The organism is Streptomyces sp. NPDC055749 (genome assembly GCF_053617235.1).
Genome location: NZ_JBSHFH010000014.1, coordinates 37088 through 62101, shown reverse-complemented (window position 1 = coordinate 62101; position 25014 = coordinate 37088). Strand labels below are relative to the sequence as shown.

The following is a 25014-nucleotide window of genomic DNA, read 5'->3' as shown; positions in this document are numbered from 1 at the left end:
GTTGGCACGGTTACACGGGCGGCGACCTGGGCTAGGCCGGCCTATCGGGCCGTCCCCGCGCGCTTCCGTTTTTTGGTTCTTTGCTTAACCGTTCCACCTCTTGGGGGGCCGCGGGGGGCCATGGGGGGGGCCCGCGCGCGGAGGATGGGGCGCTCACTATTCCGATGCGGCGAAACGCACACAAGGTCGAACCCGGTACGCACACACGACGCCGACGCTTCGGTTTCGTTACGTTCACTTCCGGGAGGAGAGAACGGCCGTGCCACCCCCGGAGCCGTCCGAGCGCGGTCCGGGAGCGGTCCGGGAGCGGTCCGGGAGCGGTCCGGGCGGGGCTCGCGCCATTGCCGTGACCGGCGCGCGACTTTAGTCTCTTGTCCGCGGCAGGCAGGTGAGGGCGTTCACTCGTTTCACGCCCGACATCACGGCTCCCTGCTCCGGACAGCACGGAATCGGCCATTCCATTCGCAGAGTGACAACTGAAACCGCATAGCGGGGGTGAGCATGACGGCGATTCCCGGACCGCTGCAAAGCATGGTCTTCAGGAACGCGGATCTTCCGGCGCTCTTCCACCACACGGACGCCATCGCCATCGCACGCCAGCGGGAGGCCGTGAACACCACCCGCGGCCAGCTGATCCTGCTGGTCCTGGGCGCCGTACCGGCCGCGCTGCCCTGGCACTGGGACACCAGCGGGTCCTTGCGGCTCAGCGGGCTCATAGCCGTACTCGCCTATCTCGGCGTTCTCGTGACGACGTTCGTCGCATCCCGGCGCAAAGCGAAGTCGCACTGGCAGCTGAATCGCTCGGCGGCGGAGTTCATCAAATCGATGTGCTGGCGCTATGCCGTGCACGGTTCGCCTTTCGAATCCGCCACCCGGCATCCGGAAGCCGTGTTCGCCAACCGGCTGGAAGAAGGTCTGCAGGAACTGCGAAAAGTCGGCTGGATCGATCCCCGGGACCAGCTGGCGGATTCCGGCGGGCTCATCACGGATTCGATGCGGGAGTTACGGGACAAGGCGTTCACCGTACGCAAGGAGACCTATGTACGCGACCGGCTGATCGAGCAGCGCGGCTGGTACCGCAGACGCCAGGAGATCTCCCGGCGGGGCACCACGGTCTGGTCGGTCACCATCTCCGCGCTCACCGCGCTCGCCCTGCTCTTCGCCCTGCTCCAGACCTTCGGGGCCGCCCGCTCCTTTGCTCTGCCTGCGGTTCTCTCCGCCGCGGCAGCCGCCTGTCTGGCATGGAACGAGATGCGCAGGCACCATCCGCTGATCTCCGCCCACTCCCTCGTGGAGAAGGATCTGGAGTCGATGCAGATCGCGATGGAGACCACCCTCACCGAGCGGCAGTGGCCGGTCGCCGTCTTCGAGACCGAGCGGATCGTCTCCCCCCAGCACACCGACTGGCTTGCCCGGCACCAGATGTGACGAGATATCAGGTTCGCTGCACGCCCTCGTGCCAGATCACGGTGACCGGCAGGCCGAGGCCGCGGGCGTACGTCACGATGTCACCCGTGCCGCCGAGGCCGCGGGCCGGCAGGCCGTCCCACACCGCGAGCAGCCGGTCGCAGTGTTCGGCGATGTAGACACCCGCCGCGTAGTACGCCTCGTCCGTGGAGTGCGGAAAGTCGAGCACGACCTCACGGGTCGCCCGCTCCTTGAGCGTCCGGTAACCGGCGAGTTCCGCGTCGTCGGCGAAGCACGCCTCGTAGTCCCCGCTGGGGATCACCACGGTGAGCTGCGCGCCCCGGGCGAGCGCCAGGTCGGCGAAGATCTGGTCCGCCCCGGCCGCCAGACTGGAGAGGGCTTCCACGGAACCGTCGAGAGCGCCGAGCACCGCCCGCAGCCCCTCCAGCACCTGCTCGTACGCTTCCTGGGGAATCGTGCGGTGGCCGGTCACTCCGATGCGTTTCACGGACCTGGAACCCCCTGGGTGGGTGTCTGGCTGCGGACGACCGCGCCCTGACATCCTCTCAAAAGCCGTGGCCGAACAAGAGCCCCCGCCCGGACATCCGGGCAGGGGCTCGTCGTCGACGCACGTGGTACCGGGCCGTCAGTAGACGCTGACGCCGTACGCGCTCAGTGCTTCGGTGACCGGCTGGAAGAACGTCGTACCGCCGGATGAGCAGTTGCCGCTGCCGCCGGAGGTGAGGCCGATCGCCCTCGTACCCGAGTAGAGGGGGCCGCCGGAGTCGCCGGCCTCGGCGCACACATTGGTGCGGATCATGCCGTAGACGATGTCCCCGCCCCCGTAGTTGACGGTGGCGTTGAGACCGGTGACGGACCCGCTGTGGGTGCCGGTGGTGGAACCGCGGCGGGTGACGGACATACCGACCGTGGCGTTGGCCGCGCTCGTGATGTCCTGGCTGCCGACGGTGCCGGACTTGGTGACCGAGGTGTTGGTGTAGCGCACGATGCCGTAGTCGTTGGTCGGGAAGCTGGATCCCGAGGTGGTGCCGAGGGTGGTGGTGCGTGCGGAGTTCGACCACCAGGTTCCCGCGCCGTCGGTGCAGTGACCGGCGGTCAGGAAGTAGTAGGTGGTTCCGCTCCGTACGTTGAAGCCGAGGGAGCAGCGCCAGCTGGAGGCGTAGATCGCGTCGCCGCCGGAGATCAGCTTGCTGAAGGTGCCGGGGGTGCGCTCGATCCGCAGGGCTCCGGCGGTGCTCCCGGCGGAGTCCTTGATCTTCTTGATCTCCGCCTGCGAGACCGTGCTGTCCACGGTGACGACGACGCTCTTGGTGGCCGGATCGATGTTCCAGGCGGTGCCCGCCACATCGGCGTCGAGCACGGCGTCGCTCGCCGTACTGAGCTGGTTGGCGCTGAACGTCGCGGTGGAGTCGGCGTTGGCGGACGGTACGGCGAGAGCGGCGACGGCGACGAGACCGGCCGACACGGCGACGACCCTGTTCCGTCTCGCTTTGCCGCTGAGGGGGGTGGTGCGCTTGATCCTCACTTTTCGTTCCTCCCGAGGGGAATCGGGGGCCCTGCCTGTGGGGTGGCCGGACCCGTGAGGCGCAGTCAGTGGGACGTCCGTATGCCGGATGTGTTCGCACTCCGGATGCTCCGTGCCCCTGACAAGCGCTGTTCGGGAGTATTCGGCGCGCACAACTCGCCGCGCAAGGGCGCGTTTCGGCCGCCGCCGGCGGGCGCGCGACAGCCCCGGCAGCTCGTGCGCTGCCGGGGCCGGGCCGGGGCCGGGCGACCGTGTCCACCGTCCGTGTGACCGGTGGGACGGGTCAGGCGTCGATACGGTTCCGCTCACCGGCCGGGACGGGAACGGGGAGGGTGTTGCCGGGCGGCGGGAAGGGGCAGATGAAGTGGTCGGCGAAGGCGCAGGGCGGCAGCAGCGCACGGTTGAAATCGACGGTCACAGTGCCGTCCGCGGCCGGCGGCGCGGGCCGCAGGAAACGGAATCGGTAACTGCTGCTTCCGCTGGTCGCGTCGGCGAAGACCGCCCAGAGCGAACCGTCGGACTCGATCGCCACCTGGAGCGTGTGCTCGGCGCCGTCCACCTCGAAGGCGATCTCCCCGCCGAGCCCCAGACCCCGTTCGCGCCCGTCGGCGTTCTGGACCCGGATCGTGCGGTCGGGGTACGGGCGGAAGGTGCCGGGCAGCGCCCAGGCAGCGTCGTACTGGGTGACGTCGATGGTCCGGAACGCCTGCCGGGCGGCGGACCCCGGGTCGAAGTCCCGTACCGCCCACAGCCCCTCACGGCTCAGCACGACCAGTCGGCGCCCGCCGTGCGTCACCCGGGCCTCTTCGATCGGACCGTGGTCGGCCGAGAGCCTGATCTCGCCGGTCAGCGGCTTGCCGTCGACGCGCAGACCGTCCTCGGGCGTGGCCGTGAGCAGCACTGAGTCGCCGTCTTCCCGCCACTGCCCCGGGACGGCCGGAATTCGACCGTCCGGGTAGTCGGAGAGCCAGTGGGTGCCGGTCAGGGACAGCGGACCGTACGGTGCCGCGACCGCGAAGACGCGCCCTTCGTGCCAGCTCTGCCAGTGCTGCCTGTCCCGCGAATCCGGCCTGTCCTGCCCGTCCTGCTGTTCGTCCGTGCTCATGGGATCAACCCTTCCACACCGGCTCGGCCAGGCCGAGGTGCGACCGCAGCGTGGTCCCGGTGTACTCGGAGCGGAAGACTCCGCGTTCCTGGAGCAGCGGCACGACCCTGTCGACGAACTCGTCGAGGCCGCCAGGGGTGAGATGGGGTACGAGGATGAATCCGTCGGCCGCGTCGGCGGCGACGAACTCCGCGAGGCCCGCCGCGACGGTCTCCGGTGATCCGATGAAGGACTGCCGGGCGGTCGTCTCGATCACGGTCTGCCGGATGGAGAGCCCCTTCGCCTCCGACAGGGCCCGCCACTTCGCGGCGACCGCGAGGGGGTCGCCGACCCTCACCCGGCCCTGGACCAGCGCGGATTCGGGGTCCGGGTCGGTCTCGGGAAGCGGCCCGTCGGGATCGTACGAGGAGAGGTCACGGCCCCAGACCTGTTCCAGGGCGAGGATGGCGTTCTGCGGGGAGACCTGGAGGCGGCGGATGTCGTCGGCGTTCCGCTGGGCCTCGGCGTCCGTGTCGCCGAGGACGAAGCTGACCCCGGGCATGATCTTCAGCTCGTCGGGCTTCCGCCCGTACGCCGCCAGTCGCCCCTTGACGTCCGCGTAGAAGGCGCGTCCCGCTTCCAGTGTGCCGTGCCGGGTGAAGATGACGTCGGCGGCGGACGCTGCGAACTCCCGGCCTTCGGCGGAGTCCCCGGCCTGGATGACGACGGGGTGACCCTGGGGAACGCGGGGGACGGTGAACTCCCCCGCGATGCCGAAGTGCTGCCCACTGTGCGTCACCGGCCGGGAGACCCCGTCCGGCGTCCAGGAATCCCACAACTCCCTCGCGGTGGATACGAATTCGGCGGCCCGGGTGTACCGGTCGGCCCGGTCGAGGTAGCCGCCGCGCCGGAAGTTCTCCCCGGTGAAGGCGTCGGACGAGGTGACCACATTCCAGGCCGCCCGGCCACCGCTGAGGTGGTCGAGCGAGGCGAGGCGGCGCGCGAGTTCGTACGGTTCGTTGAAGGTGGCGTTCACCGTGGCGGCGAGGCCGAGCCGGTCGGTGACGGCGGCGAGGGCGCTCAGCACGGTGAGGGATTCGGGCCTGCCGACCACGTCCAGGTCGTGGATCAGACCGTTGTGCTCGCGCAGCCGGAGCCCTTCGGCGAGGAAGAAGAAGTCGAACTTCCCGCGTTCGGCGGTCCTGGCCAGGTGCTCGAAGGACGAGAAGCCGATCTGGCTCCCCGAGCGGGGGTCGGCCCAGACCGTGGTGTTGTTGACGCCCGGGAAGTGGGCGGCGAGATGCATCTGCTTCGGCGTGCTCATGCCTCCTCCCCCACCGGCGCGAGGGCGTAACGGCTGGCCGGGCGGGGCAGGCCGAGGTGTTCGCGGAGTGTGCCGCCCGGATAGAAGGTGCGGAACAGGCTGCGGTGCTGGAGCAGGGCCACGGTGCCGTTGACGATCCTTTCGAGGTCGCGCCCGGGTGCGATGGGCGTGAGGTGGAAGCCGTCCACGGCTCCGCCGCGGTGCCACCGGGCGATGAGTTCGGCGAGGTCCACGGGGCCGCCCCGGTAGTAGGAGCCGCCTCCGGCGAGCTGCGGGCCGCTGCTGAGTCCCGGTTCCGGCGCCGTCTCGGCGTCACCCAGGTCGACGGTCAGCGCGACCAGGACCCGCAGGGTGTCGGGGTCGCGGCCGTGAGCGGCGGCCCGTCCGCGTACATCGGCGCGGATCGCGGCGGCCTGCTCGGGCGTGGTGGCGCGCGCGTACACGACATCGGCGTGGCGGGCGGCAGGTTCGCGGGCGGGGCCGCTCGTGCCGTCGATGACGGTGACGGGACGGCCCTGGGGCGGTCTGGGCACGATGGCCGGGCCACGGACGGAGAAGGTACGGCCCTCGAAGTCGATGTAGTGGAGCTTGTCCCGGTCGATGAACCGTCCCGTCGCGACGTCCCGGATCTCGGCGTCGTCCTCCCAGCTGTCCCACAGCCGGGAGGCGGTGTCGGCGACCTCGCCCGCCTCCTGCCACAGCTCGGCGGCGGGTGCGGCGGGGCGCCGGCCGAACAGCCGGGCCTCGGCGCCGGTCGTGGACACCTCGGCGTTCCAGCCGGCCCGGCCCCCGCTCACCCAGTCGAGGGTGGCCACGGCGGACGAGACGTGGAAGGGCTCGGTGTGGGTGGTGGTGACGGTCGGCACGAGGCCGATCCGGTCGGTGGACGGGGCGATCCTGGAGAGCACGGCGAGCGCGTCCAGCCCGGGGCGGGCGAAGGAGTCGCCGAGGGTGACGAAGTCGAGTGCGCCCTGCTCGGCGAGCCGGGCGAGCGCGAGGTAGTGGCCGGCGTCGTAGTGGGGCGGGCCGCCGATCTCGGCGGCCAGATGAAGGGGCCTGCTGGCAGACATGCGGGAACTCTCGGGTCAGTTCTCGGTCTTGGGGAGGCCGGGCGGGTTGATCTCCGACTTCTCGACGGCCTCGTTGGACAGGCCCCAGCGCTTCAGCACCTCGGCGTACGAACCGTCCTTCACGATGTGGTCGATCGCGGCGGCGTATGCCTCGACCAGGCCGCTGTCCTTCTTCGTGGTGGCGGCGATCTTCCCCTGGACCCCGTCACCGCCGCCGGACAGCGTGCCGACGATCTCGGACTGGCCGGCCGAGGCCACGTGGTAGTTGGCCGAGGGGCTCGGGCCCAGATAGCCGTCGATCCGGCCGGACTGGAGGGCCAGGTAGTAGTCGGTGTCCTTCTGGAAGTACTTGATCTCCACCGGCTCGCGTCCGGCCTCGACGTTCTGCTCGCTCCAGTCGACGAGGATCTTCTCCTGGTTGGTGCCGGAGGAGACGGCGATCGTCTTCCCCGCCACGTCCGCGGGGGACTTCACCTTCCAGCCGGAGCCCTTCTTCGCCTCGAAGGCGATGTTGTCGAGCCGGTAGGTGGCGAAGTCGTACTTCTCCTTGCGCTCCTCGGTGACGGTGACGTTCGAGAGGACGGCGTCGAACTTGGAGCTGTCGAGGCCGACGAAGAGGTTCTCCCAGGAGACCTCGTCGAACTCCGGCTCCAGACCGAGCGTGTCGGCGATCAGGGTCGCTATGTCGATCTCGGAGCCGATCCGGGTCTTGTCGTCGGTGGCGTAGAAACCGAGTGGTGGGGACGCGTCCGCGCTCGCACCCAGCCGGAGCGTGCCGCGCTCGCGGACCGCCTCCGGCACCTTGGCGGCGATGGCCGCGTCCTTCTTGCCCCGGATCCGGTTCTGGTCGGGGCCGATGTTGATCCCGGTGCCCTTCTGCCCCTCGGGCCTGACCTCCTCGACGGCGTCGCTCGTACCGCAGGCGGTGAGCAGTCCGGCGGCGGTGAGGGTGGCGAGCGCGGCGACGAGGGTGCGGCGGACGGACACGGACGTACTCCTTGGATGAGGGAACTGCCGGGACATGATTCAGAGGACCTTCGAGAGAAAGGCGCGGGTGCGCTCCTGGACGGGGTGGTCGAGTACGTCGGCGGGCGCGCCCTGCTCGACGATCCGGCCCTCGTCCATGAAGACGACGGTGTCGGCGACCTCGCGGGCGAAGCCGATCTCATGCGTGACGACGATCATCGTGGTGCCCTGGTGCGCCAAGTCCTTGATGACGTCGAGGACTTCACCGACCAGCTCGGGGTCGAGCGCCGAGGTCGGCTCGTCGAAGAGCAGCAGCTTCGGTTCGAGGGCCAGCGCGCGGGCGATGGCGACGCGCTGCTGCTGTCCGCCGGAGAGCTGTCTGGGGTACGCCCCCGACTTGTCGTAGAGGCCGACCCGGGCGAGGAGCTTCTCCGCCGCGGCGACGGCCTCCTTCCGGGGGCGGCGCAGCGCGGCGACGGGGGCCTCGATGATGTTCTCCAGGACCGTGAGGTGCGGGAAGAGGTTGAAGTTCTGGAAGACGAAGCCGATCCGGGTGCGCTGGCGCAGGACCTCCCGCTCGCGGAGCTCGTACAGCTTGTCGCCGTCCCTGCGGTAGCCGATCAGGGTGCCGTCGACGCTGATCCAGCCCTGGTCGACCTTCTCCAGGTGGTTGATGGTGCGCAGCAGGGTGGATTTCCCTGAGCCCGAGGGGCCGAGTACGACGGTCACCTCCCCTGCGCGTACGGAGAGGTCGATGCCGCGCAGGACTTCGAGCGTGCCGAAGCTCTTGTGCACGGACCGGACTTCGACCATGGCGTGCGGGACTTCGGTGGTGCTGGTGCTCATCGCACGGCCCCCTTGGCGTAGTGACGTTCGACGTAGTGCTGGAGGACGGAGAGCACGGTGGTCAGGAGGATGTACCAGACCGTGGCGACCATGAGCAGGGGCACGACCCTGCCGTTGCGGCCGTAGACGACCTGGACCTGGTAGAAGAGTTCGCCGATCGCCATCACGGAGACGATCGACGTGCCCTTGAAGAGGGACACGATCTCGTTGGCGGCGTTCGGCAGGATGGAACGCATCGCCTGCGGCAGCACGATCCGCCGCAACTGCCGCAACCTGGGGATACCGAGGGCGGCCGCGGCCTCCGACTGGCCGCTGTCCACGGCCAGTACACCGCCCCGGACGATCTCCGCCGCATACGCCGCCTGGTGCAGCGCCAGTCCGAGTACGGCCGCGCTCATCGCACCGACGAGGTTCATCGTGTCGAAGGAGAAGAAGCCCGGCCCGAAGGGGATGCCGAACTGCAGCTCCTTGTAGAGGTAGGCCAGGTTGAACCAGAACAGCAGCTGGACGATGAGCGGGATGGAGCGGAACGCCCAGATGTACGCGTAGGCCACCGCCCGGAGGAACGGGCTGGCCGACAGCCGCATGAAGGCGAGGACGATGCCGAGCGCGAAGCCGAGCACGGTGCCGTAGAAGGTCAGCTGCAAGGTGACCCAGACGGCCTTGAGGATGGTCTCGGTGGTGAAGAACCGGGCGAAGACGTCCCATTCCCAGCCGGGATTGGTGACGAGACCGTGCAGGAACTGGGCGAGCAGCACCGCGGTCGCGGCGACGGCGGCCCAGCGCCAGGGGTGGCGCAGGGGGACGACGGTGAGCTCGGAGTAGTCCGCTGCCGGATCCGCGTAGGTCTCTTTGTCGATGGGTTGATCAATGGACGGATGAACCGATGGATCGATCGGTGGATCGCTGGTGAGCGACATGAAGGTCCCTTTGGCGACTTGTATACGAGAAGGGGGGCCGCGGATCAGGCGCTGACGCGACCGCGACAGGAGAGGTCGCGCAGGAACGCCAGCGCGGCCCGTGCGGTGGCGTCGTTCTGCCCGAAGGCCGGGCCGCCGGTGCGCGGCCGGGTGAACGCGCCACTGGACCGTGCCGTGGTGTTCGGCCCGAGGGCGAAGCGACGCGGGTGCGCACGGCCGTCGCGCTCCAGGATCCGGCCGTCGGCCGGGTCCACGGAGAGCAGCCCTGTACCGGTGGCGGCCGCCCCGTCCTCGTACAGCCCGCGGAGCAGCCGGCTGCGGGTGTGCTGGAGCGAGGGGTCGGGGAGCCGGGCCTCGACCAGGGCCCCGGCCTCGATCCGCTCGCCCGGTACGGTGGCGCTGCCGGCCCGGAACACGCCCCGCTCCTCGTCGGCCTCGACGGTGACCGAGGCGCCGAGGAAGCGGACGACACCGGCCCGGGAGAGGGCGAGGAGCTGGCGCAGCCGGGGGCCCGGCGGGCCGGAGGCGAGGTAGCTGAAGTAGCCGTGCCACCAGGTGCCGATGTCGCCGAGCCGGATCAACTGCCCGTAGACGGAGAGCAGTCCGAGGAAGACGGCGAGATCGGGGCTGTGGCCGGGGTCGTGGCGGCGTTCCAGGTCGGCGGTGATGTAGGCGCGCAGGCCGTCCTGGAACGTGTCGTACGAGGTGTGGCGCACCCCGTCCAGCGGGTGGTCGAGCGCCGTCAGGCCGAGCCGGTCCGCGGGGTCGGGGACGGCGGCGGAGACCAGGGCGTCGAGCTCGGGGCTGCCGGGCTCCGACGCGTCGTACTTCTCCTCGAAGACCGCCCAGTCGACGGCGGTGCGCTCGGGGTGGGCGCCGAACAGCCGGTGGTAGTGGGCGTGGCCGAGCTCCTTCTCGACGAGCGGCCACACCTCGCGCCGGAAGTCGGGCGGGCCGGTCCTGCTCAGCAGCTCCTCGGCCTGCTCGGGGCCGAAGTAGCGGGGCGCCGAAGGCGGTTCGCCCTCCCAGCCGTAGCCGATCTTGGAGTGGTACGGGACACCGCGCCGCGATCCGACGTACAGCACGGGCTCACGGCCGGATGGCAGGTAGACGCCGTTCTCGTACCGGCCGCCGCGCCCCTCGGTGAGCAGCACCATCAGATCGATGAAGGCGAGGCCGAAGCCCCGGACGATGACCGGTTCGCCCGCGGGCAGGGCGGAGAGGTCGCTGTCCGCTGTGAAGTCCGGCGGCAGATGAACAAGTCCGTGCCGGTCGGCGAAGTCCGTCAACTCCTGCTGCCCGGCGTCGGGTTCGGCGTCGAGATGCCCGATGGTCAGGACGACGAGGTCGGCGAGCAGCGGCGCTGTGCGCCCTTCCAGCCAGACCCGCTGGCGGCCCGCGCGCGGGCCGGTGACGCGCAGGGCGTGACCGCGGTGTTCGTGCACGGTGATGCCGGGCGGGAGTGCGGCGATGGACTGCTCGTACACCCAGCGCAGATAGGCGCTCTGCAGCCGGCGGCTGGGAAAGTCCTGGCCGCCGAGCCCCCTGATCTCTTCGAGGATCTCGGGTGCCGTGTCGACGGTGGTACGCCCGTCACGGACGTCGGCCGCCCAGGTGTGCAGTGCGGGTCCCGGGCGTACGGGGCCGTCCTGGCGCACCGTGTCGTCGGTGAACATGGTGACGTCCTCGGCCATGGAGTTCATCCGCAGCAGCGGGGACTGGTCCTGCCGCCAGATCCGGCCGCCGCCGGGTGGGTGCGGGTCGACGAGGTGGATGTCGAGGCGCTGATTGCCGTACAGCTCAGTGGCGTTGGCGGCGATGCGCTCGATGACACCGGTGCCGCGCGGCCCCGCGCCGATGATGACGAGGGTGGGTACGGCGCTCATCGGGTGCCCGCCGAGCCGCGTGCGTAGTGCCGCTCGATGTAGTGCTGCCCGATGCTGAGGAGCGAGGTGACGGCGACGTACCAGAGGGTGGCGACGAGCAGCAGCGGGATGACCTGGTAGGTGCGGTGGTAGACGAGCTGCACCGAGTAGAGCAGGTCCTGCACGGCGATGATGCTGACGATCGAGGTGCCCTTGAGCGTGCCGATCAGCATGTTGCCCGCGGGCGGCACGATGGAGCGCATCGCCTGCGGCAGCACGATCCGGCTCAGCCTGCGCCACGGTCCGAGGCCGAGCGACTGGGCGGCCTCCAGCTGGCCGCGCTCGACGGAGAGGATGCCGCCGCGGACCACTTCGGCGGCGTACGCGGCCTCGTGCAGGGTCAGTCCGATGACGGCGACGGTGACGGGGCCGAGGAGGTTCACGGTGCTGACGCCGAGGATCTGCGGGTACAGCGCGCCGATGTTGAACCAGAAGAGCAGCTGGACCAGGATCGGCGTGGACCTGAACAGCCAGACGTACCCCCAACTGACGCTTTTCAGCACGTGGTTGGTGGAGAGTCTGAGCACGGCGAGGACGGTGCCGAGTGCGAAGCCGAGCACCATGACGAGCGCGGTGAGCCAGAGCGTGAGGCCGAGTCCGCGCAGGACGGAGTCGGTGGTGAAGTAGGCGCCGACGACGTCCCACTGGAAGGCGTCGTTGCGGACGACGGAGGTCAGCGCCAGGCCGAGGAGGACCAGGACGGCAACGGCCGCCGCCCACTGCCCTGTTCGGCGGACCGGGACGATCCGCAGGGCAGGCGTGTCGTCGCCCTTGCCAAATGGATCAGAGGCTATGGGAGTTGGGGAATGGAGGGTTTCCGGCTGCGCGGACATGCGAAGGCTCCGTGGATGCAGAGATCGAACACGGGACGTGCCTTCACAGCGGAGCAGCACAACGTGGACCGGGCCCCTCAGCGCCGGTCCGCTTCCGAGACAACCTCTGTGCGCGGCCTGTTGTCAAGCTTGTCCACACTGTGAGTCGTACGTCTCGGATCAGTTGACGCGCAAACGGATGCCTGCTCCACTTGGGCCATGCATTCGCAGCAGTGGCTGGTCACCCGCTCCCACATCGACTTCGGTCGCGTGTGGTCCTCTTCCTGTTGAGCTGACGCCCTGCGCCACCGCTTTTCCCGCTCGCGCCCTTCTCCGCGCCCGAGCGCTTCTTCCCGCGTGCCTTCACGTACACAACGCCGCGTCACCCTCCCCTCGCACAGCTGATCTCCCGCCCCGTGCCTCCGTGCTGCCCACGCACCGGAACACGGCCGGCGACCTCGACGACCCTGGAGACGCACCGCCATGCCCCGAACCAGGCACACCGCTGCCTTCGCCCTGATCACCGTGGCCGCACTCACGCTCACCGCGTGCGGATCGGGGGATCCGGCGTCGGCGCCGGCCGGTGGCGCCGGACCGGCCGCCGCGGGCAAGGGGACGATCCCGACGACGGATGTGGTCTCGGCGGTGAAGAAGGACGAGGCCGCCGCGAAGCTGCTGCCCGCGGATGTACGCGCCTCCGGCACTCTCGCTCTCGCCTCCAGCGTCGGCACTCCCCCCGGGGCTTTCTACCTGGAGAACGGCAAAACCCTGGCAGGCGCCGACATCGACTTCGCGGACGCCGTGGCCAGGGCGCTCGGACTGGAGCTGAAGCGCGAGGTCGCCTCCTTCGACGCGATCCTCCCGGCGCTCGGCAGCGGAAAGTACGACGTGGGCACCGGGAACTTCGGGGTCACCGACGAGCGCCGCAGAACCATCGACTTCGTGACGTACATCAATGACGGCCAGGGCTTCGCGGTCCGGGACGACAACAAGCTGACGGAGGTCACCGACCTCACCCAGCTCTGCGGCCTGACCGTCGCCACCGGAGCGGGGACCACCTTCGAGGTCACTCTGGAGGAGAACCGGCACCGGTGCGCCGACGCGGGCAAGAAGCCGTACGACGTGAAGACGTACGCCGACCAGGCCGCCGTCTGGATCTCCCTCCAGCAGGGCCGCAGCGATGTGGTGATGTCGACGATCAACGGTCTGCGCTACGCCGTGGCGCAGCAGGAGGGGCTGCGCTTCCTCAACGAGTTCAAGCGGCTCGACGTCGGGTTCGCGTTCAAGAAGGGCACCCCGCTGGCGCCCGCCTTCCAGGCCGCGGTCAACAGCATCAAGGCGGACGGCACCTACGACCGCATCCTGAAGAAGTGGGGCACCACCGAGTCGGCGATCGAGACCTCGCGGATCTCGCCGCCCGAGCTCAAGTGACCCGCTGTCGCCGGATCAGCAGTCGCACCCGCAGTCGCAGTTGCAGCAGCCGCCGTCCTCCCCGCCACAGCTGCAGCAGTTGCTGCAGCAGTCACAGGCGTCGCAGCAGTTTCCGGGGTCGCACTTCTGGCACAGCCCCTCGCGCTCCTCGCCGCTCCACGGGTCGTTGAAGCCTCCGCAGCACATCTGGCAGGTGCAGGCGAGCCCCGCCCACACCAGACAGCCCGCGATCAGTCCGCGCCGGTTGCGGGGCGGCTCGGGCGGGAGCGGAGGTCCCGGCGGGCCGTACGGACCGCCGGGCGTCGGCGCGTACGGGTTGCCGGGCGGCGGCCCGAAGGCTCCGGCCGGGCCTGCGTCCGGATGCCGGTGCGAGCAGGAGGTGGAGCCGAAGGCCCGGTCCACCGAGCGCCGCAGTTCGTGCACGAGCAGGACGTGCGCCAGCTTGCTGTCGGTGAACTCCGCGTCGGCCATCGCCAGCCGCACCCCGTGCAGCGCGTCGTCGCAGAGCCGCCGCGCCTCGGTGAGCGGGGTGCCGGTCGCGGTGAGCGGGTTCCAGGCACCCGATGCCGCGTCAGCTTCCCTGTCCTCCACGGCATCCAGCAGATGCGCGAGCCGCCCGAAGAGCCGGCCGGCCTCGGCGAGCGGAGCCGCGTTCTGGGGCTTGCCCGCGAGTACGGCGGTGTGCGCGAAGGCCGCAGCGGTCGCCGTCTCGGTGGGCTCGGTGACCGTCAGCAGCGGGGTTCCCGGCCCGGCGAGCGACTCGATCCCGGTCTGCCGGTCCACCGCGTCGACCAGCACCGACGTATCGAAGCCGAGCTCCGCGCCGGTACGGGCCCCGGCCCGGTCCCAGCCCGCGGCCACCCGGCGTGCCGCCGCAGCGACCGGCCTGCGCGCCAACAGGCCGTCCCGGTCGGCCACGTGGTCGCGCACCTTCGCCGAGGCCAGGACGAGCGAGACGGCGGCGGCGAGCCGTGCGCCCTCGCCGCGGGCGACCGGTGCGGTCCGCATGGAGCGCAGCGGGCAGGGGCCCGCGGTACGTCGCCGTCCGGTGTCGCGCTCCGCCTGAGCCTCCGTCAGGACCGAGACGATCAGGCCGTCATAGTTCGTGACAATCCTGGCGAACTGCCCGTGGTCCGCGCGCAGCGCGAGACAGAGCCCGCAGAGATGCGCCATCCACTCCGCCCTCAGCCCCTCCGACAAACGGTGGGTACAGGGCCTGACGATTCCGAACACGACGGTCCCCCGAGAGTCGTTCACAGTCCGCGCCGGGCTCGTGCACCTGCGCGGCGTGCATCGTATCGAGCGATCCGTTCACCCGTACGCCCCCCATGTCACCCGTACGGACCGGAGCATCATATTTTCCTTCTGCCAGCTGCCTTATGCAGGAGGAACCTTGACGAATCGCCACATCTTCTGCACCAGTACCGTCACGAATCCCCTGCGCGCCGACTATCCACTTGGCGCGGTATCCGCATCATGGACGACCATAGGGATACGAAAGAGATGCGGAACGCCAAGGAACCGCGGTGAGAGGAGGCGTCCATGGGATCGGTACGCAAGGCGAGTGCGTGGCTGGGCCTCGTTGAGGACAACGACGAGCGGTACTACGACGACGAGTACTCCGAGGGTGCTGAGACCGGTACGGGCCAGGCGTGGGTCACCGACCCGCGCGTTCAGGTGGCCTCCGAGACGGCCGAGGAGAAGGGCCGCCGGATCGCGACCGTCACCCCGGACAGCTTCCGGGACGCACGGGGCATCGGCGAGCTCTTCCGGGACGGCGTCCCGGTGATCGTCAACCTCACGGCCATGGACCCCACCGACGCCAAGCGCGTCGTGGACTTCGCCGCGGGGCTGACCTTCGGACTGCGCGGCTCGATCGAGCGCGTGGCCACCCGGGTCTTCCTGCTGACCCCCGCCGACACCAAGGTGGTCAACGGCGAAGCCGCCGGCCGGCCGGCCGACGGCTTCTTCAACCAGAGCTGAGCAAGGTGCTCACCGGAAGGCATCCAGACCGGTGAGCGCCTTGCCCAGCACCAGCTGGTGCATCTCCACGGTCCCCTCGTAGGTGAGCACCGACTCCAGATTCGTCGCGTGGCGCATCACCGGGTATTCGAGCGAGATCCCGTTGGCGCCGAGGATCGTGCGCGAGGTGCGGCAGATCTCGATGGCCTCCCGCACGTTGTTGAGCTTTCCGAAACTGACCTGCTCGGGGCGGAGCGTCCCCGCGTCCATCCGCAGGCCCAGATGGTGGGCGAGCAGGATGCCCTTGTGCAGTTCGACGGCCATGTCCGCGAGCTTGGCCTGCGTGAGCTGGAAGCCGCCGATCGGCTTGCCGAACTGCTCCCGGGTCTTCGCGTAGTCGACCGCCGCCTCGAAGCTGGCGCGCGCCGCGCCCATCGCGCCCCAGACGATGCCGTACCTGGCATGGCTCAGGCAGCTGAGCGGGCCGCGCAGACCGGTGACCCCGGGCAGGACCGCGTCCGCGGGCAGCCGTACGCCGTCGAGAACCAGCTCGCTGGTGACCGAGGCCCGCAGCGACCACTTGTGCTTGATCTCGGGTGCGGAGAACCCCGGGGTGTCGGTCGGCACGACGAATCCACGGATTCCGGTGCCGCCCGTGCCCTCGTCGGTCTGCGCCCAGACGACGGCGACCCCGGCGACGGAACCGTTGGTGATCCACATCTTGCGGCCGTCGAGCACCCAGTCCTCGCCGTCGCGCTTGGCGTACGTACGCATCCCGGCCGGGTCGGAGCCGTGGTCCGGCTCGGTGAGTCCGAAGCAGCCGATGATCTCGCCCGCCGCCATGCCGGGCAGCCACTGCTGCTTCTGCTCCTCGGAGCCGAAGCGGTGGATCGCGTACATGGCGAGGGAGCCCTGTACGGAGACCAGGGAGCGGATTCCCGAGTCGGCCGCCTCCAGCTCCAGGCAGGCGAGCCCGTACTGGACGGCGGTGGCGCCCGCGCAGCCGTATCCCTCCATTGACATGCCGAGGGCGCCGATCGAGCCGAGCTCACGGGCGAGCTCGCGGATACCGGGCAGCTCGCCGTTCTCGTACCACTCCGCGATGTGCGGCAGTACGCGGTCGGTGGCCCAGGCCCGGACGGTGTCACGGATCGCGAGGTCCTCGGAGCTGAGCAGATCGTCGATGCCGATCGGGTCGGCGGGGTCGAACGGCGGAAGCTTCGACGGCTTCGACGGCTTCGAGGGCGGAGTGGTGGACATGAGGGTGCCTCCGGCGGCTCGCACGGAACGAAAACTAGCAGTGGTAGTTATGACGTCCGTGCCGACATTACGGCTCAGTGTGCCGCTCGTCCAGAGCCGGTCGCCTCGGCGGGTTCGCGCCGGGCGGGCAGCGAAAGCCGGCGCTCGGGGCGCTCGTCGACGCTTGCCGCCCGGGGCTCGGGGGCGTGCTTCTCGCGCGGCTTGCAGAGCTCCGCCGGCGTGCAGTCCATGACCTTCGGCAGCCGCAGCGCGGCCAGCGCCCCGAGCAGCAGGAGCCCGGCGCTGACCAGCAGGGTGAGGTGGAGGCCGTTCATGAAGGCGTGTCGGGCTGTGGACCGGAGCAGGGCGCCCATCGGGCCGCCCAGCTGCCCCGCCACCTGGTACGCCTCGCCCAGCGAGTGCGAGGCCGCCGTTCCGGCCTCGGCGGGCACGCCACGGCCGTGCAGCCCGGCCAGACCCGGCGCGTAGGCGGCGTTCATGACGCTGCCGAGCAGCGCGATGCCCATCCCCGCGCCGAGCTGGTAGGACGTCTCACCGATCGCCGCCGCACCACCCGCCCGTTCGGCGGGGACCTCGCTCAGCATCGATTCGTACGCCCCGAAGAGCGTGGACTGCAGCCCGAAGCCGAGCAGCACGAAGCCGACGGTCAGGAGGGCGGGCCGGTCCTGCTGGCCCATCATGGTCAGGAGCAGCACAGCTGCCGCCGTCAGCACGAAGCCGCAGGCGACCATCCGGCGGGGGCCGACGCGGCGCAGGGTGTACGAGCCGGTGGCGCCCGCCGCCATCGCGGCGAAGGTCAGCGGCAGCAGCCGCAGACCGGTCTCCAGCGGACTGAGGTCCAGGACCAGCTGGAGGTACTGGACGGCGATCAGTTCCAGGCCGACCAGGGCGAGCATGGCGAGGACGATGCAGCCCACCGCGGTACTGAACGCGGGCCGGGAGAACATCCCTATGTCGATCAGTGGATGCGTACGGCGCTTCTGCCTGCGTACGAAGAGGAAGAGGAGCGCGGCGCCGATCAGCAGCGGGGCAAGGGTCGCGACGTTCAGTACGCCTTCCCCGCCGCCCAGGCGCTTGACCCCGAGGACCACTCCCAGCACGCCGGCCGCCGCGAGCAGCGCGCCGAGCACGTCCCACGGGCCGTCGCTGCTGCCGCGGGACTCGGGAAGCAGCCGGCGGCCGAGCGGCAGCATGACCGCCATCAGCGGGATGTTGATCAGGAAGACCGAACCCCACCAGAAGTGCTCGACCAGGAAACCGCCGATCACCGGCCCGCAGGCGGCGCCGACCGCGGCGACCGCCGTCCACACCCCGATGGCGAGCGCCCGCTCGCGGCGGTCGGGGAAGACCTGGCGGAGGATCGAAAGCGTCGCCGGCATGATCATCGCGCCGCCGACGCCGAGGAGGGCACGTGCCGCTATCAGTACGGCGGGCGTGTCCGCCATCGCGGCGAGCGCCGAGGCGACGCCGAAGAGCCCGTACCCCAGCAACAGGACCCGTCGTCTGCCGACACGGTCACCGAGTGTGCCGAAGAGGATGAGCAGCGAGGCGCAGACCAACGGGTAGGCGTCCACGATCCAGAGCAGACCCACGGCACTGGGACGCAGGTCCTCGGTGACCGCGGGGACGGCGACATGGAGGACCGTCGCGTCGAGCGCGACGAGCAGAAGACTGAGACAGAGGACGACCAGGACGACCCAGCGGTTGGCGCCGGCGCCTGTTTCACGCAGCCGGTTTCCGGCCGTGGTCGTCCCGGACATACACGTACCTCCCAGAGAGTCCCTCACGCTCGGCAGACCATCCGGGGACACTGCGTGCGGTATCCCTCCGGGCCCGGCATCGATGGGCGAGTGATCCGTCAGCGTACGCGAGTTCGGCGTGGTCAGACGTGGTCCACCTCATACCCCGGTGCGCCATGGAGTGTGCCGTACGCCACGCCGACCCGCTCCGCCGACCCCTCCCCGGGACCACGTCCGGAGCCGCGAAACGGCTCACGGGCGGTGTCCCCAGGGGGCTCCGGACACCCGGGCAGCACCTCCGGGCCACTCGTCCGTCACCTCCCGGACACGCACCGCGAATGGCCGGAGAATTTCATACAAGATCCGCCCCGCACTATTTCCCACACCCTCAAACACGCTTACGAGGCGGCTGCCGAACCAATTGGACGAAAGGTCACCGGGATTCTCCGTGACGTTCGGAATTGAGGCCCTGCTGAGACAAAGTCCACATCACATCGTCATCACAAAGCGGCCGGATCGGCCTGTACTCACACTCACTCGCTGTAACGTCGATTGGGTGCGTACCGACATCTTTGCCCGTCTGGACCGGGAGCCGGAACCGCCGAAGATAGAGATCCCGCGGATGAGTCGCCACCGCATCGCTCTCTTCGGCGGGACTTTGGCGTTCTATCTCGCCATCGTCTTCGCCGTGCTGGTCTCGTCCTGGCTGGTGGCCCTCGACTGGAAGGTCATGCTGTTCCGGCCGTACCAGCAGTGGCCCGAGCTGCACGCCTTCCTCGACTACTACGTCGTACTGGGGCAGCGAGGCCCCACGGCCGTGATGGTCGCCTGCTGGCTGGGCTGGCGGTCCTGGCGCCAGCACACCCTGCGCCCGCTGCTCACCCTGGGCGCTTCCCTGCTGCTGCTCAATGTGACGGTCGGCGCCGTGAAGCTCGGCCTCGGGCGGCTCGGCCCCCACTACGCGACACAGATCGGCTCGGCCGAGATGTTCGCGGGCGGCGATATATTTCCTTCGGGACACACCGCCAATGCCGTCGTGACCTGGGGAATCCTCGCCTACCTGGCCACCACGCCGCGGGCCAGGCGCTATCTGTCGGCCCTGTCGGCGACGGTCTCGCTGGGCGTCGGGCTCACCACCGTCTACATCGGTACGCACTGGCTCAGCGATGTCCTGCTGGGCTGGGCGGCAGGTCTGCTGATCATGCTGGGCCTGCCGTGGTTCGAGCCGGTGATCACCCGTGCCGAGGCGTGGATCTTCTCGGTGCGCGAGCAGTGGCGGGCGCGCCGCAGGCGCCTCGCCCCGGTCGTGCCCGTCGCCGTCGGCGGGCCGCGGACCGTCCTGCTGCCGCAGTCGATCGGCACCGAGGGCGCGGCGGAGGCCGAGGAGGCCGCCGCGCCCGTCGCCACGGCGGGTCACCCCGCGGTGAACGCCAGGCCACGCGCCCACACGGTGCGTTCGGAGCGGACTCCGGTCACTCCGGCCGGCCCACGCCGCCCGCCCCACGCGGACCGCGCGCCCCGGGCCGGCGCCAACACGGCCAACACCACCCCGGCACGTCCCATGGGCGGCAGCTGAGCCGCCTGCTCAGCCCACCCAGCAGCGGGTCACGGCGGACTGGTCGACCTCGAAGTTGATCCGTCCGCCCATGAACTCCATGGTGATGATCGAGCCCGGCGGCAGAGCCCTGACGGTCTTCCATCCGCGGGCCCGCGCCTGCCGCTCGGCGGCCTCGGCGTCGAGGCCGACGTACGACTGCGGGGCGTCGTCCGGCTGTGCGGGAGGGGTCGGTATAGGTGCCATACCCCCCACCGTAGGCGGCCCCGGACCGTGACGGAAGCCGGGATACCGGGGCTCCCTACTGCATCCCCACATGCCGTACCGGTCACGCTTGTGTCACAGGATCCCCACACCCGTTTACATCGAACAACGTCACTCGAACGGGCAGTCCGGAACTACTGAAGCCTTATGCGCGGACTACCGGGAATGATCTGCGCGGCGAACGCGGCAGATAATTTCCGCCGCGCAAGATCTCCGGGGTGACCTGCTATTTCTCGGCACATGAGGCGGTACGGAAATGTCCCCGCCACCTGAAATTCACGCCTGCTTATGTAGGACTTATCGTTCTCGTATATTCAGCCACCGGCGTCCGTTCAGCCCAACGCCCTGGAGAGACGGTCCCTGGCCGTCCTGATCGCGTCCGTGAGCTCCTGGGGTTCGACCACCTCGAAGTCGAAGCCCATGAGCATCACGTGGATGACCATCACATCGAGGCTCGCCGCTCCCGTACGCAGCAGGGAACTGTGCTCGTCGACCGCCTCCAGCACTCCCGCGGACGGCGAGATCCGCTCGGCCGCCCGTGCCAGCGGGACCTTCAGCCGGATGACCGCCTCCACGGCGTACGCGGTGGAGGAGACGCCCTTGGAGACATAGGCCGCCAGATCCTCCGCGGGGGCGGCACGCGGCTCGAAGCGGGGGCCGTGCGGCGGGGTGAGCGTGATCCGGTCCGCGCGGAACGTACGCCAGTCCGTCCGGTCCACGTCCCAGCCGACCAGATACCAGCGGCGCTCCGTGCACACCAGCCGGTGCGGCTCGACGGTCCGGCGCGACACCGAGCCGCCGTGGTCGCGGTACTCGAACCGCAGCCGCTCGCTGTCCCGGCACGCCCCGGCCAGCTCGGTGAGCACGCCCGGGTCGACCGTGGACGCGTCCGGGCCGCGCAGCAGCGGCACCGTGAACGCGCCGAGCGCGCTCACCCGGCGCCGCAGCCGGTTCGGCAGGACCTGTTCGAGCTTGGCGAGCGCCCGGACGGACGTCTCGCCGATGCCCTCGACGCCTTGGCCCGCCGACGTACGCAGCCCGACGGCGACCGCGACCGCCTCCTCGTCGTCCAGGAGCAGCGGTGGCAGCTCGGCGCCGGCGCCGAGCTGGTATCCGCCGCCCGTGCCCGGACTGGCATGGACCGGGTAGCCGAGTTCGCGCAGTTTGTCGACGTCGCGGCGGACGGTACGGGGTGTCACACCGAGCCGGCCCGCCAGATCGGCGCCGGACCAGTCCCGGTGGGCCTGCAACAGCGAGAGCAGGCGCAGCAGTCGTGCGGAGGTCTCCAGCATGGGGAGAGTCTCTCAGCGGTCGCGGACAACCAGTGTCCGCAATCGCGTCAGGCTCCCCCCTTGCGGATCACGTCGGCCGCCTTGTAGCGCAGCGCGTACGCCCCGTCCAGCACACTGCCGCGGGACCTGTGCAGTACGGTGCGCAGCGCGCTCCGCGAGCGGCCGGCGGCGCCCCGCGCGGTGAGCTCGGTGAAGAGGCTCAGGTGGCGTTCCGCGATGGAGGCCGGGTCGAACCGTTCGGAGGAGGCCATCGCGGCGCTGCCCATACGGCGGCGCAGCTCGTCGTCCTCCATCAGCGAGAGCAGGGCGGTGGTGATTGCCGCCTTGTCCCCCATCGGCACCAGCCGCCCGTCGGTGCCGTCCTCGATGATCTCGGCCGGGCCGTAGGGGCAGTCGGTGGCCACGACCGGCACCCCGCAGCGCATCGCCTCGACGATGGTCATACCGAAGGACTCGCGGTCCGAAGTCACCGCCGCGATGGAACCCTTGGGCCACTCGGCCTCCATCGGGTGCACCGCCCCCATCAGGAACACCTGTTCCTTCAGGCCGAGTTCGTCGACGAGTCCGCTCAGGGCGGGCTGCTCATTGCCGGTCGCGTCGCCGGCGCCGTAGATCCGCAGCCGCCAGTCGGGCCGGACGGCCGCCACGTCGGCGAAGGCCCGGATCAGCAGGTCGTACCGCTTGACTCGGTGCAGGCGGCCCGCCGCGACCACCCACTTCTCGTCGCACGCGGAGGGCGGGCCGGCCGGCGCGGGCACACTGTTCGCGATGGCCTCGATCCGGACACCCGGCAGCCGCAGGCGGGTCCGGTAGTCCCTGGCATCGGCCTCCGTCACGGTCGTGACGGCGTCGAGCAGCCCGTAACGATGGCCGATCTCCCGGCGCAGGCGGTACGGATGGCTGCCAAGCGTCAGGTGCTCCTGGGCGACGCGCACCGGTCCGCGCCTCGCCTGCCGGCTGATGTGGACGTTGAGGCCGGGCCGGGTACCGACGACGACGTCGGCCTCCAGCGACTGCAGGTGGCCCGCGATCCGGGCGTCGGTGAGCCTGCTGTACTGCTTGTGCCTGCTGTCCCCGCGCGGGAACACCGCGGCGGGCCTGGTGTGTTCGGCCGCGTCACCGTCGTACGTCGCACTCTTCTTGCGCAGGTCGACGAGATGGCTCATCCGTACGCCCGCGGGCGCGCCCAGCGCGGGTGTGTCACGGTGCCGGAAGACCGAGACGATATCGATGTCATGGTGCTCGGCCAGCTGGCCGGCCAGATTGAACGTGGTACGGATCGTTCCCCCGATGCCGTACGCGTTGTGGAGCAGAAATGAAATGTGCATTGCGTCGCCGTATCCCCCTGGTCGACTGGTCTGCTGGGGACTGTACTTGTCGCCCTGTCAGCGCACAGCATTCACACAGAAGTTCTACTGCCGGTCACGGACCGGTCACTGCAAGCCGATGACCAGCACCGTTCCCGGAATGAGTCGGTCCGGATCTTTGCCGATCTTCCGGGAGTTGGCGCGGTACAGCGCCTTCCAGCCGCCCTTGATCCGGTAGTCGGCGGCGATGGAACTGAGCGTCTCGCCCGCCCTGACCGTATGCACCCGGCCGAGGCCGCGGTACGGAGCGCCGCAGTGCGGCCAGGCACCCCAGCCCTGGGTCCCCAGCACCTCCTCCGCGACCTGGATCTGTTCCTCACGAGTGGCCAGGTCCGCACGCCGGGCGAATTCAAGGCCCCCGTGCTCCTCCCAGGTCGACTGCCGGAACTGGAGCCCGCCGTAGTAGCCGTTGCCCGTATTGATCTGCCAGTCGCCGCCGCTCTCGCAGGCGGCGACGCAGTCCCAGGGCCCCTTGCTCGCATCGCAGGCGTACCCGCCGGGCCAGTAGCCGCCCGGCGGGCCGGCCGCGGGCGCTCCGGGGGAAGGCACCGGTGGCGGCGGAGCGGCCAGGGCGGCCGGCGGCGCGAACAACAGCGTGAGGGCGAGGAGGGCAGCCCCCACCGGCGCGGACGCGGGCGGAGCGGCGGGCCTGGAGCGCGGATGCGGCATCGGGTCACGCTAGACGGCCGGGGCCGCACGCGATCCGGGCCACGCGGCGCACCGGCGATCCGCACCCGGTCGGCCCCGTACGTTCCCCGAAGCCCGCGCGCACAGGCCCCGGGGTCACCGGGGCCTGTGCGATTTCCGGACAGGCCGACCCGGCCGGAAGCAGACTTCCGCACTTCGGTGCCCCTTCGCGCGTGACCCAGGCCGTGGATCGTCCGTTGTTCTTTCATGAGCCGGGAACAGCCCGGCCCACGCACCGAGTTCGAGGAGCCACCCGTGCCGCGCATGCTCGACGTCAGCGAGGACGTACGCGCCGAGATCGGCGATGCCGAAGCCGACCGGCTGCTCGTCGGCGACAGCGCCCCAGGCAATTACGACTGCACTTCCTGCCGCACCCCCGGCGACTCCGAGCAGGAGCGGACCAGCACGGTGCTGTTCGTCGGCGAGGAGACCGCGGTGCTCGCGTTCGCCCACGCGACCTGCATCCCCTCGCAGGTCGTCCAGGTCGCGGAGGACCAGCTCCAGGGGGCGGTGCGATCCATCACAGGCAGCGAGCCACAGAACCCGGAGGGTCTCATGCCCGAACAGGCTGTCCTCGGCATCACCAGCGGTCTCGTCCTCATCGAGGACGACCTCCGACCGGCCCTGGTCGTCGAGCCGACCGGCCCCATCGCCCGGCCCGGCACCGACGGCAGCGGGGGCGACGAGTTCCTCCAGCTGCTGCTGGAGCAGGGCTTCCTGCCCACCCCCGACGTGAGCAGGCTGCCGGACGTGCTCCCCGGCTGGTCCGTGCTCCTCGCCATGGGGCAGCTGCACGCCGTGCTGCAGCCGGGTTCCGGCGGTGGCACCCCCGTCGCCTGGTGGCAGGCCCACCAGCCGCTCCAGGTCACCGAGGGCTGGCGTGCCGCGGCCAACAAGGCACAGTCCGTGCTCGTCTTCGCGGCCCCTGCGGGTTCGATCGGCCAGCAGCCGCGCGAGGATCTGCTCCGCGACGCCCTGGAGAAGGCCGCCGTCAACGGACTCCTGGTGGCCGCCGCGATGCCGCTGGCCGGTACCTGACCGTGCCGGTACGTCCTCCGTACCCCCGCCGAACAGCGATTTCTCCGCCCGGCCCGCATCCGACGGGCGGCGAGGTCGTTGGCACATACGTGCACTCATACGACCCCTCCCGCCAGCACCAGAGTCAGATTCCTGCCATGCGCCCGTCGCAGGACCCATCGGGCGGCAAGTCGCCGACCCCGATCTACGACGCGCTGTACTCCGAGTACCGGCGATCGTTCCGGGCCCTTCCGGGTGACCGGAGCGGCGAGGAGAATCTCGGCTTCCCGAGCTTCGGCGCCGGGCTGTTCGGCAGCCGGTCCCCACTCGGCGGCCAGCAGGCCGGCGGCGGGCACGGCAGCCACGGCGGTCAGACCACGCACACCGGGAATCTCGGTTCCTGGCAGCGGGTCGGCCGGCACGCGGGACGGTCGCACCCCGCCGCCCTGCCGCCGGGATCGCGGGACAACTGACGGTACGACGAAGCCCCGGGCCACTCGCGGAAGCGAGCGGTCCGGGGCTTCGTCACGTGAACTACGA

General features: G+C 70.2%; 23 protein-coding genes. 6 read left to right on the top strand and 17 right to left on the bottom strand.

From position 1 onward, the window contains the following. The first annotated feature begins 501 nt into the window (after positions 1 to 501). The gene (locus ACWGO0_RS13345; protein WP_453532678.1) at positions 502 to 1428 is read left to right on the top strand and encodes a DUF4231 domain-containing protein; all 927 of its coding nucleotides are present in this window, start codon (positions 502 to 504) and stop codon (positions 1426 to 1428) included. 7 nt (positions 1429 to 1435) lie between these two features. On the opposite strand, the gene ACWGO0_RS13340 is transcribed toward ACWGO0_RS13345, so the two are convergent. The 10 genes from ACWGO0_RS13340 to ACWGO0_RS13295 form a co-directional block, all read right to left on the bottom strand. After that, a complete protein-coding gene (locus ACWGO0_RS13340) occupies positions 1436 to 1915 on the bottom strand; it encodes a hypothetical protein (protein ID WP_453532675.1) in 480 nt (159 codons plus the stop codon). Positions 1916 to 2053: 138 nt separating this feature from the next. Beyond that, complete coding sequence (locus ACWGO0_RS13335) at positions 2054 to 2953, bottom strand: S1 family peptidase (protein ID WP_453532672.1); 900 nt, start codon at positions 2951 to 2953, stop codon at positions 2054 to 2056. A gap of 283 nt (positions 2954 to 3236) precedes the next feature. Next, entirely contained in the window at positions 3237 to 4058 is an 822-nt protein-coding gene (locus ACWGO0_RS13330; protein WP_453532669.1) for a DUF1684 domain-containing protein, read from the bottom strand. Positions 4059 to 4062: 4 nt separating this feature from the next. Then, on the bottom strand, positions 4063 to 5343 hold the full coding sequence (locus ACWGO0_RS13325) for an NtaA/DmoA family FMN-dependent monooxygenase (protein WP_453532969.1): 1281 nt from the start codon (positions 5341 to 5343) through the stop codon (positions 4063 to 4065). A 14-nt stretch (positions 5344 to 5357) separates the two neighbouring features. Then, a complete protein-coding gene (locus tag ACWGO0_RS13320; RefSeq protein WP_453532666.1) occupies positions 5358 to 6431 on the bottom strand; it encodes an LLM class flavin-dependent oxidoreductase in 1074 nt (357 codons plus the stop codon). Between the two features lie 15 nt (positions 6432 to 6446). Beyond that, positions 6447 to 7418 carry an ABC transporter substrate-binding protein gene (locus tag ACWGO0_RS13315; protein ID WP_453532663.1) on the bottom strand — a complete coding sequence of 324 codons (972 nt, stop codon included), beginning with the start codon at positions 7416 to 7418 and terminating at the stop codon, positions 6447 to 6449. A 39-nt stretch (positions 7419 to 7457) separates the two neighbouring features. Further along, positions 7458 to 8210 carry an amino acid ABC transporter ATP-binding protein gene (locus ACWGO0_RS13310; protein ID WP_453532966.1) on the bottom strand — a complete coding sequence of 251 codons (753 nt, stop codon included), beginning with the start codon at positions 8208 to 8210 and terminating at the stop codon, positions 7458 to 7460. A 29-nt stretch (positions 8211 to 8239) separates the two neighbouring features. Beyond that, positions 8240 to 9163: an amino acid ABC transporter permease gene (locus ACWGO0_RS13305; RefSeq protein WP_453532660.1), complete on the bottom strand. Its 924-nt coding sequence runs from the start codon at positions 9161 to 9163 to the stop codon at positions 8240 to 8242. A gap of 44 nt (positions 9164 to 9207) precedes the next feature. Then, positions 9208 to 11049: an FAD/NAD(P)-binding protein gene (locus ACWGO0_RS13300; RefSeq protein WP_453532657.1), complete on the bottom strand. Its 1842-nt coding sequence runs from the start codon at positions 11047 to 11049 to the stop codon at positions 9208 to 9210. Beyond that, entirely contained in the window at positions 11046 to 11921 is an 876-nt protein-coding gene (locus ACWGO0_RS13295; RefSeq protein ID WP_453532654.1) for an amino acid ABC transporter permease, read from the bottom strand. The genes ACWGO0_RS13300 and ACWGO0_RS13295 overlap by 4 nt, the downstream gene beginning before the upstream one ends. A gap of 462 nt (positions 11922 to 12383) precedes the next feature. Between ACWGO0_RS13295 and ACWGO0_RS13290 the strand changes: the two genes are divergently transcribed. Next, positions 12384 to 13331: an ABC transporter substrate-binding protein gene (locus tag ACWGO0_RS13290; RefSeq protein ID WP_453532651.1), complete on the top strand. Its 948-nt coding sequence runs from the start codon at positions 12384 to 12386 to the stop codon at positions 13329 to 13331. Between the two features lie 15 nt (positions 13332 to 13346). On the opposite strand, the gene ACWGO0_RS13285 is transcribed toward ACWGO0_RS13290, so the two are convergent. Continuing rightward, positions 13347 to 14564, bottom strand: coding sequence for a DUF5685 family protein (locus tag ACWGO0_RS13285; RefSeq protein ID WP_453532648.1), 1218 nt, complete (start codon positions 14562 to 14564; stop codon positions 13347 to 13349). 309 nt (positions 14565 to 14873) lie between these two features. On the opposite strand from ACWGO0_RS13285, the gene ACWGO0_RS13280 reads away from it, so the two are divergent. Continuing rightward, entirely contained in the window at positions 14874 to 15314 is a 441-nt protein-coding gene (locus ACWGO0_RS13280; RefSeq protein ID WP_453532645.1) for a cell division protein SepF, read from the top strand. 9 nt (positions 15315 to 15323) lie between these two features. Here ACWGO0_RS13280 and ACWGO0_RS13275 read toward each other — a convergent pair whose 3' ends face one another. Both ACWGO0_RS13275 and ACWGO0_RS13270 read right to left on the bottom strand, forming a co-directional pair. Beyond that, positions 15324 to 16553: an acyl-CoA dehydrogenase family protein gene (locus ACWGO0_RS13275; protein WP_453532642.1), complete on the bottom strand. Its 1230-nt coding sequence runs from the start codon at positions 16551 to 16553 to the stop codon at positions 15324 to 15326. Between the two features lie 74 nt (positions 16554 to 16627). Then, positions 16628 to 18313, bottom strand: coding sequence for an MFS transporter (locus tag ACWGO0_RS13270; RefSeq protein WP_453532639.1), 1686 nt, complete (start codon positions 18311 to 18313; stop codon positions 16628 to 16630). 535 nt (positions 18314 to 18848) lie between these two features. Between ACWGO0_RS13270 and ACWGO0_RS13265 the strand changes: the two genes are divergently transcribed. Further along, positions 18849 to 19868 carry a phosphatase PAP2 family protein gene (locus ACWGO0_RS13265; RefSeq protein WP_453532636.1) on the top strand — a complete coding sequence of 340 codons (1020 nt, stop codon included), beginning with the start codon at positions 18849 to 18851 and terminating at the stop codon, positions 19866 to 19868. Between the two features lie 9 nt (positions 19869 to 19877). Here ACWGO0_RS13265 and ACWGO0_RS13260 read toward each other — a convergent pair whose 3' ends face one another. From ACWGO0_RS13260 to ACWGO0_RS13245, 4 genes are all read right to left on the bottom strand, one after another. Continuing rightward, positions 19878 to 20093: an I78 family peptidase inhibitor gene (locus ACWGO0_RS13260; protein WP_453532633.1), complete on the bottom strand. Its 216-nt coding sequence runs from the start codon at positions 20091 to 20093 to the stop codon at positions 19878 to 19880. Between the two features lie 350 nt (positions 20094 to 20443). After that, positions 20444 to 21403: a helix-turn-helix transcriptional regulator gene (locus ACWGO0_RS13255; RefSeq protein WP_453532630.1), complete on the bottom strand. Its 960-nt coding sequence runs from the start codon at positions 21401 to 21403 to the stop codon at positions 20444 to 20446. 47 nt (positions 21404 to 21450) lie between these two features. Then, positions 21451 to 22731 carry a glycosyltransferase family 4 protein gene (locus ACWGO0_RS13250; protein WP_453532627.1) on the bottom strand — a complete coding sequence of 427 codons (1281 nt, stop codon included), beginning with the start codon at positions 22729 to 22731 and terminating at the stop codon, positions 21451 to 21453. Positions 22732 to 22836: 105 nt separating this feature from the next. Then, positions 22837 to 23439, bottom strand: a complete 603-nt coding sequence (locus tag ACWGO0_RS13245; RefSeq protein WP_453532624.1) for a transglycosylase family protein — start codon at positions 23437 to 23439, stop codon at positions 22837 to 22839. Positions 23440 to 23712: 273 nt separating this feature from the next. Here ACWGO0_RS13245 and ACWGO0_RS13240 point away from each other — a divergent pair, with 273 nt between their 5' ends. Together ACWGO0_RS13240 and ACWGO0_RS13235 are read left to right on the top strand one after the other, a co-directional pair. Then, positions 23713 to 24495, top strand: coding sequence for a hypothetical protein (locus ACWGO0_RS13240; RefSeq protein WP_453532621.1), 783 nt, complete (start codon positions 23713 to 23715; stop codon positions 24493 to 24495). Positions 24496 to 24632: 137 nt separating this feature from the next. Beyond that, positions 24633 to 24947 carry a hypothetical protein gene (locus ACWGO0_RS13235; protein ID WP_453532618.1) on the top strand — a complete coding sequence of 105 codons (315 nt, stop codon included), beginning with the start codon at positions 24633 to 24635 and terminating at the stop codon, positions 24945 to 24947. Positions 24948 to 25014: the final 67 nt, after the last annotated feature.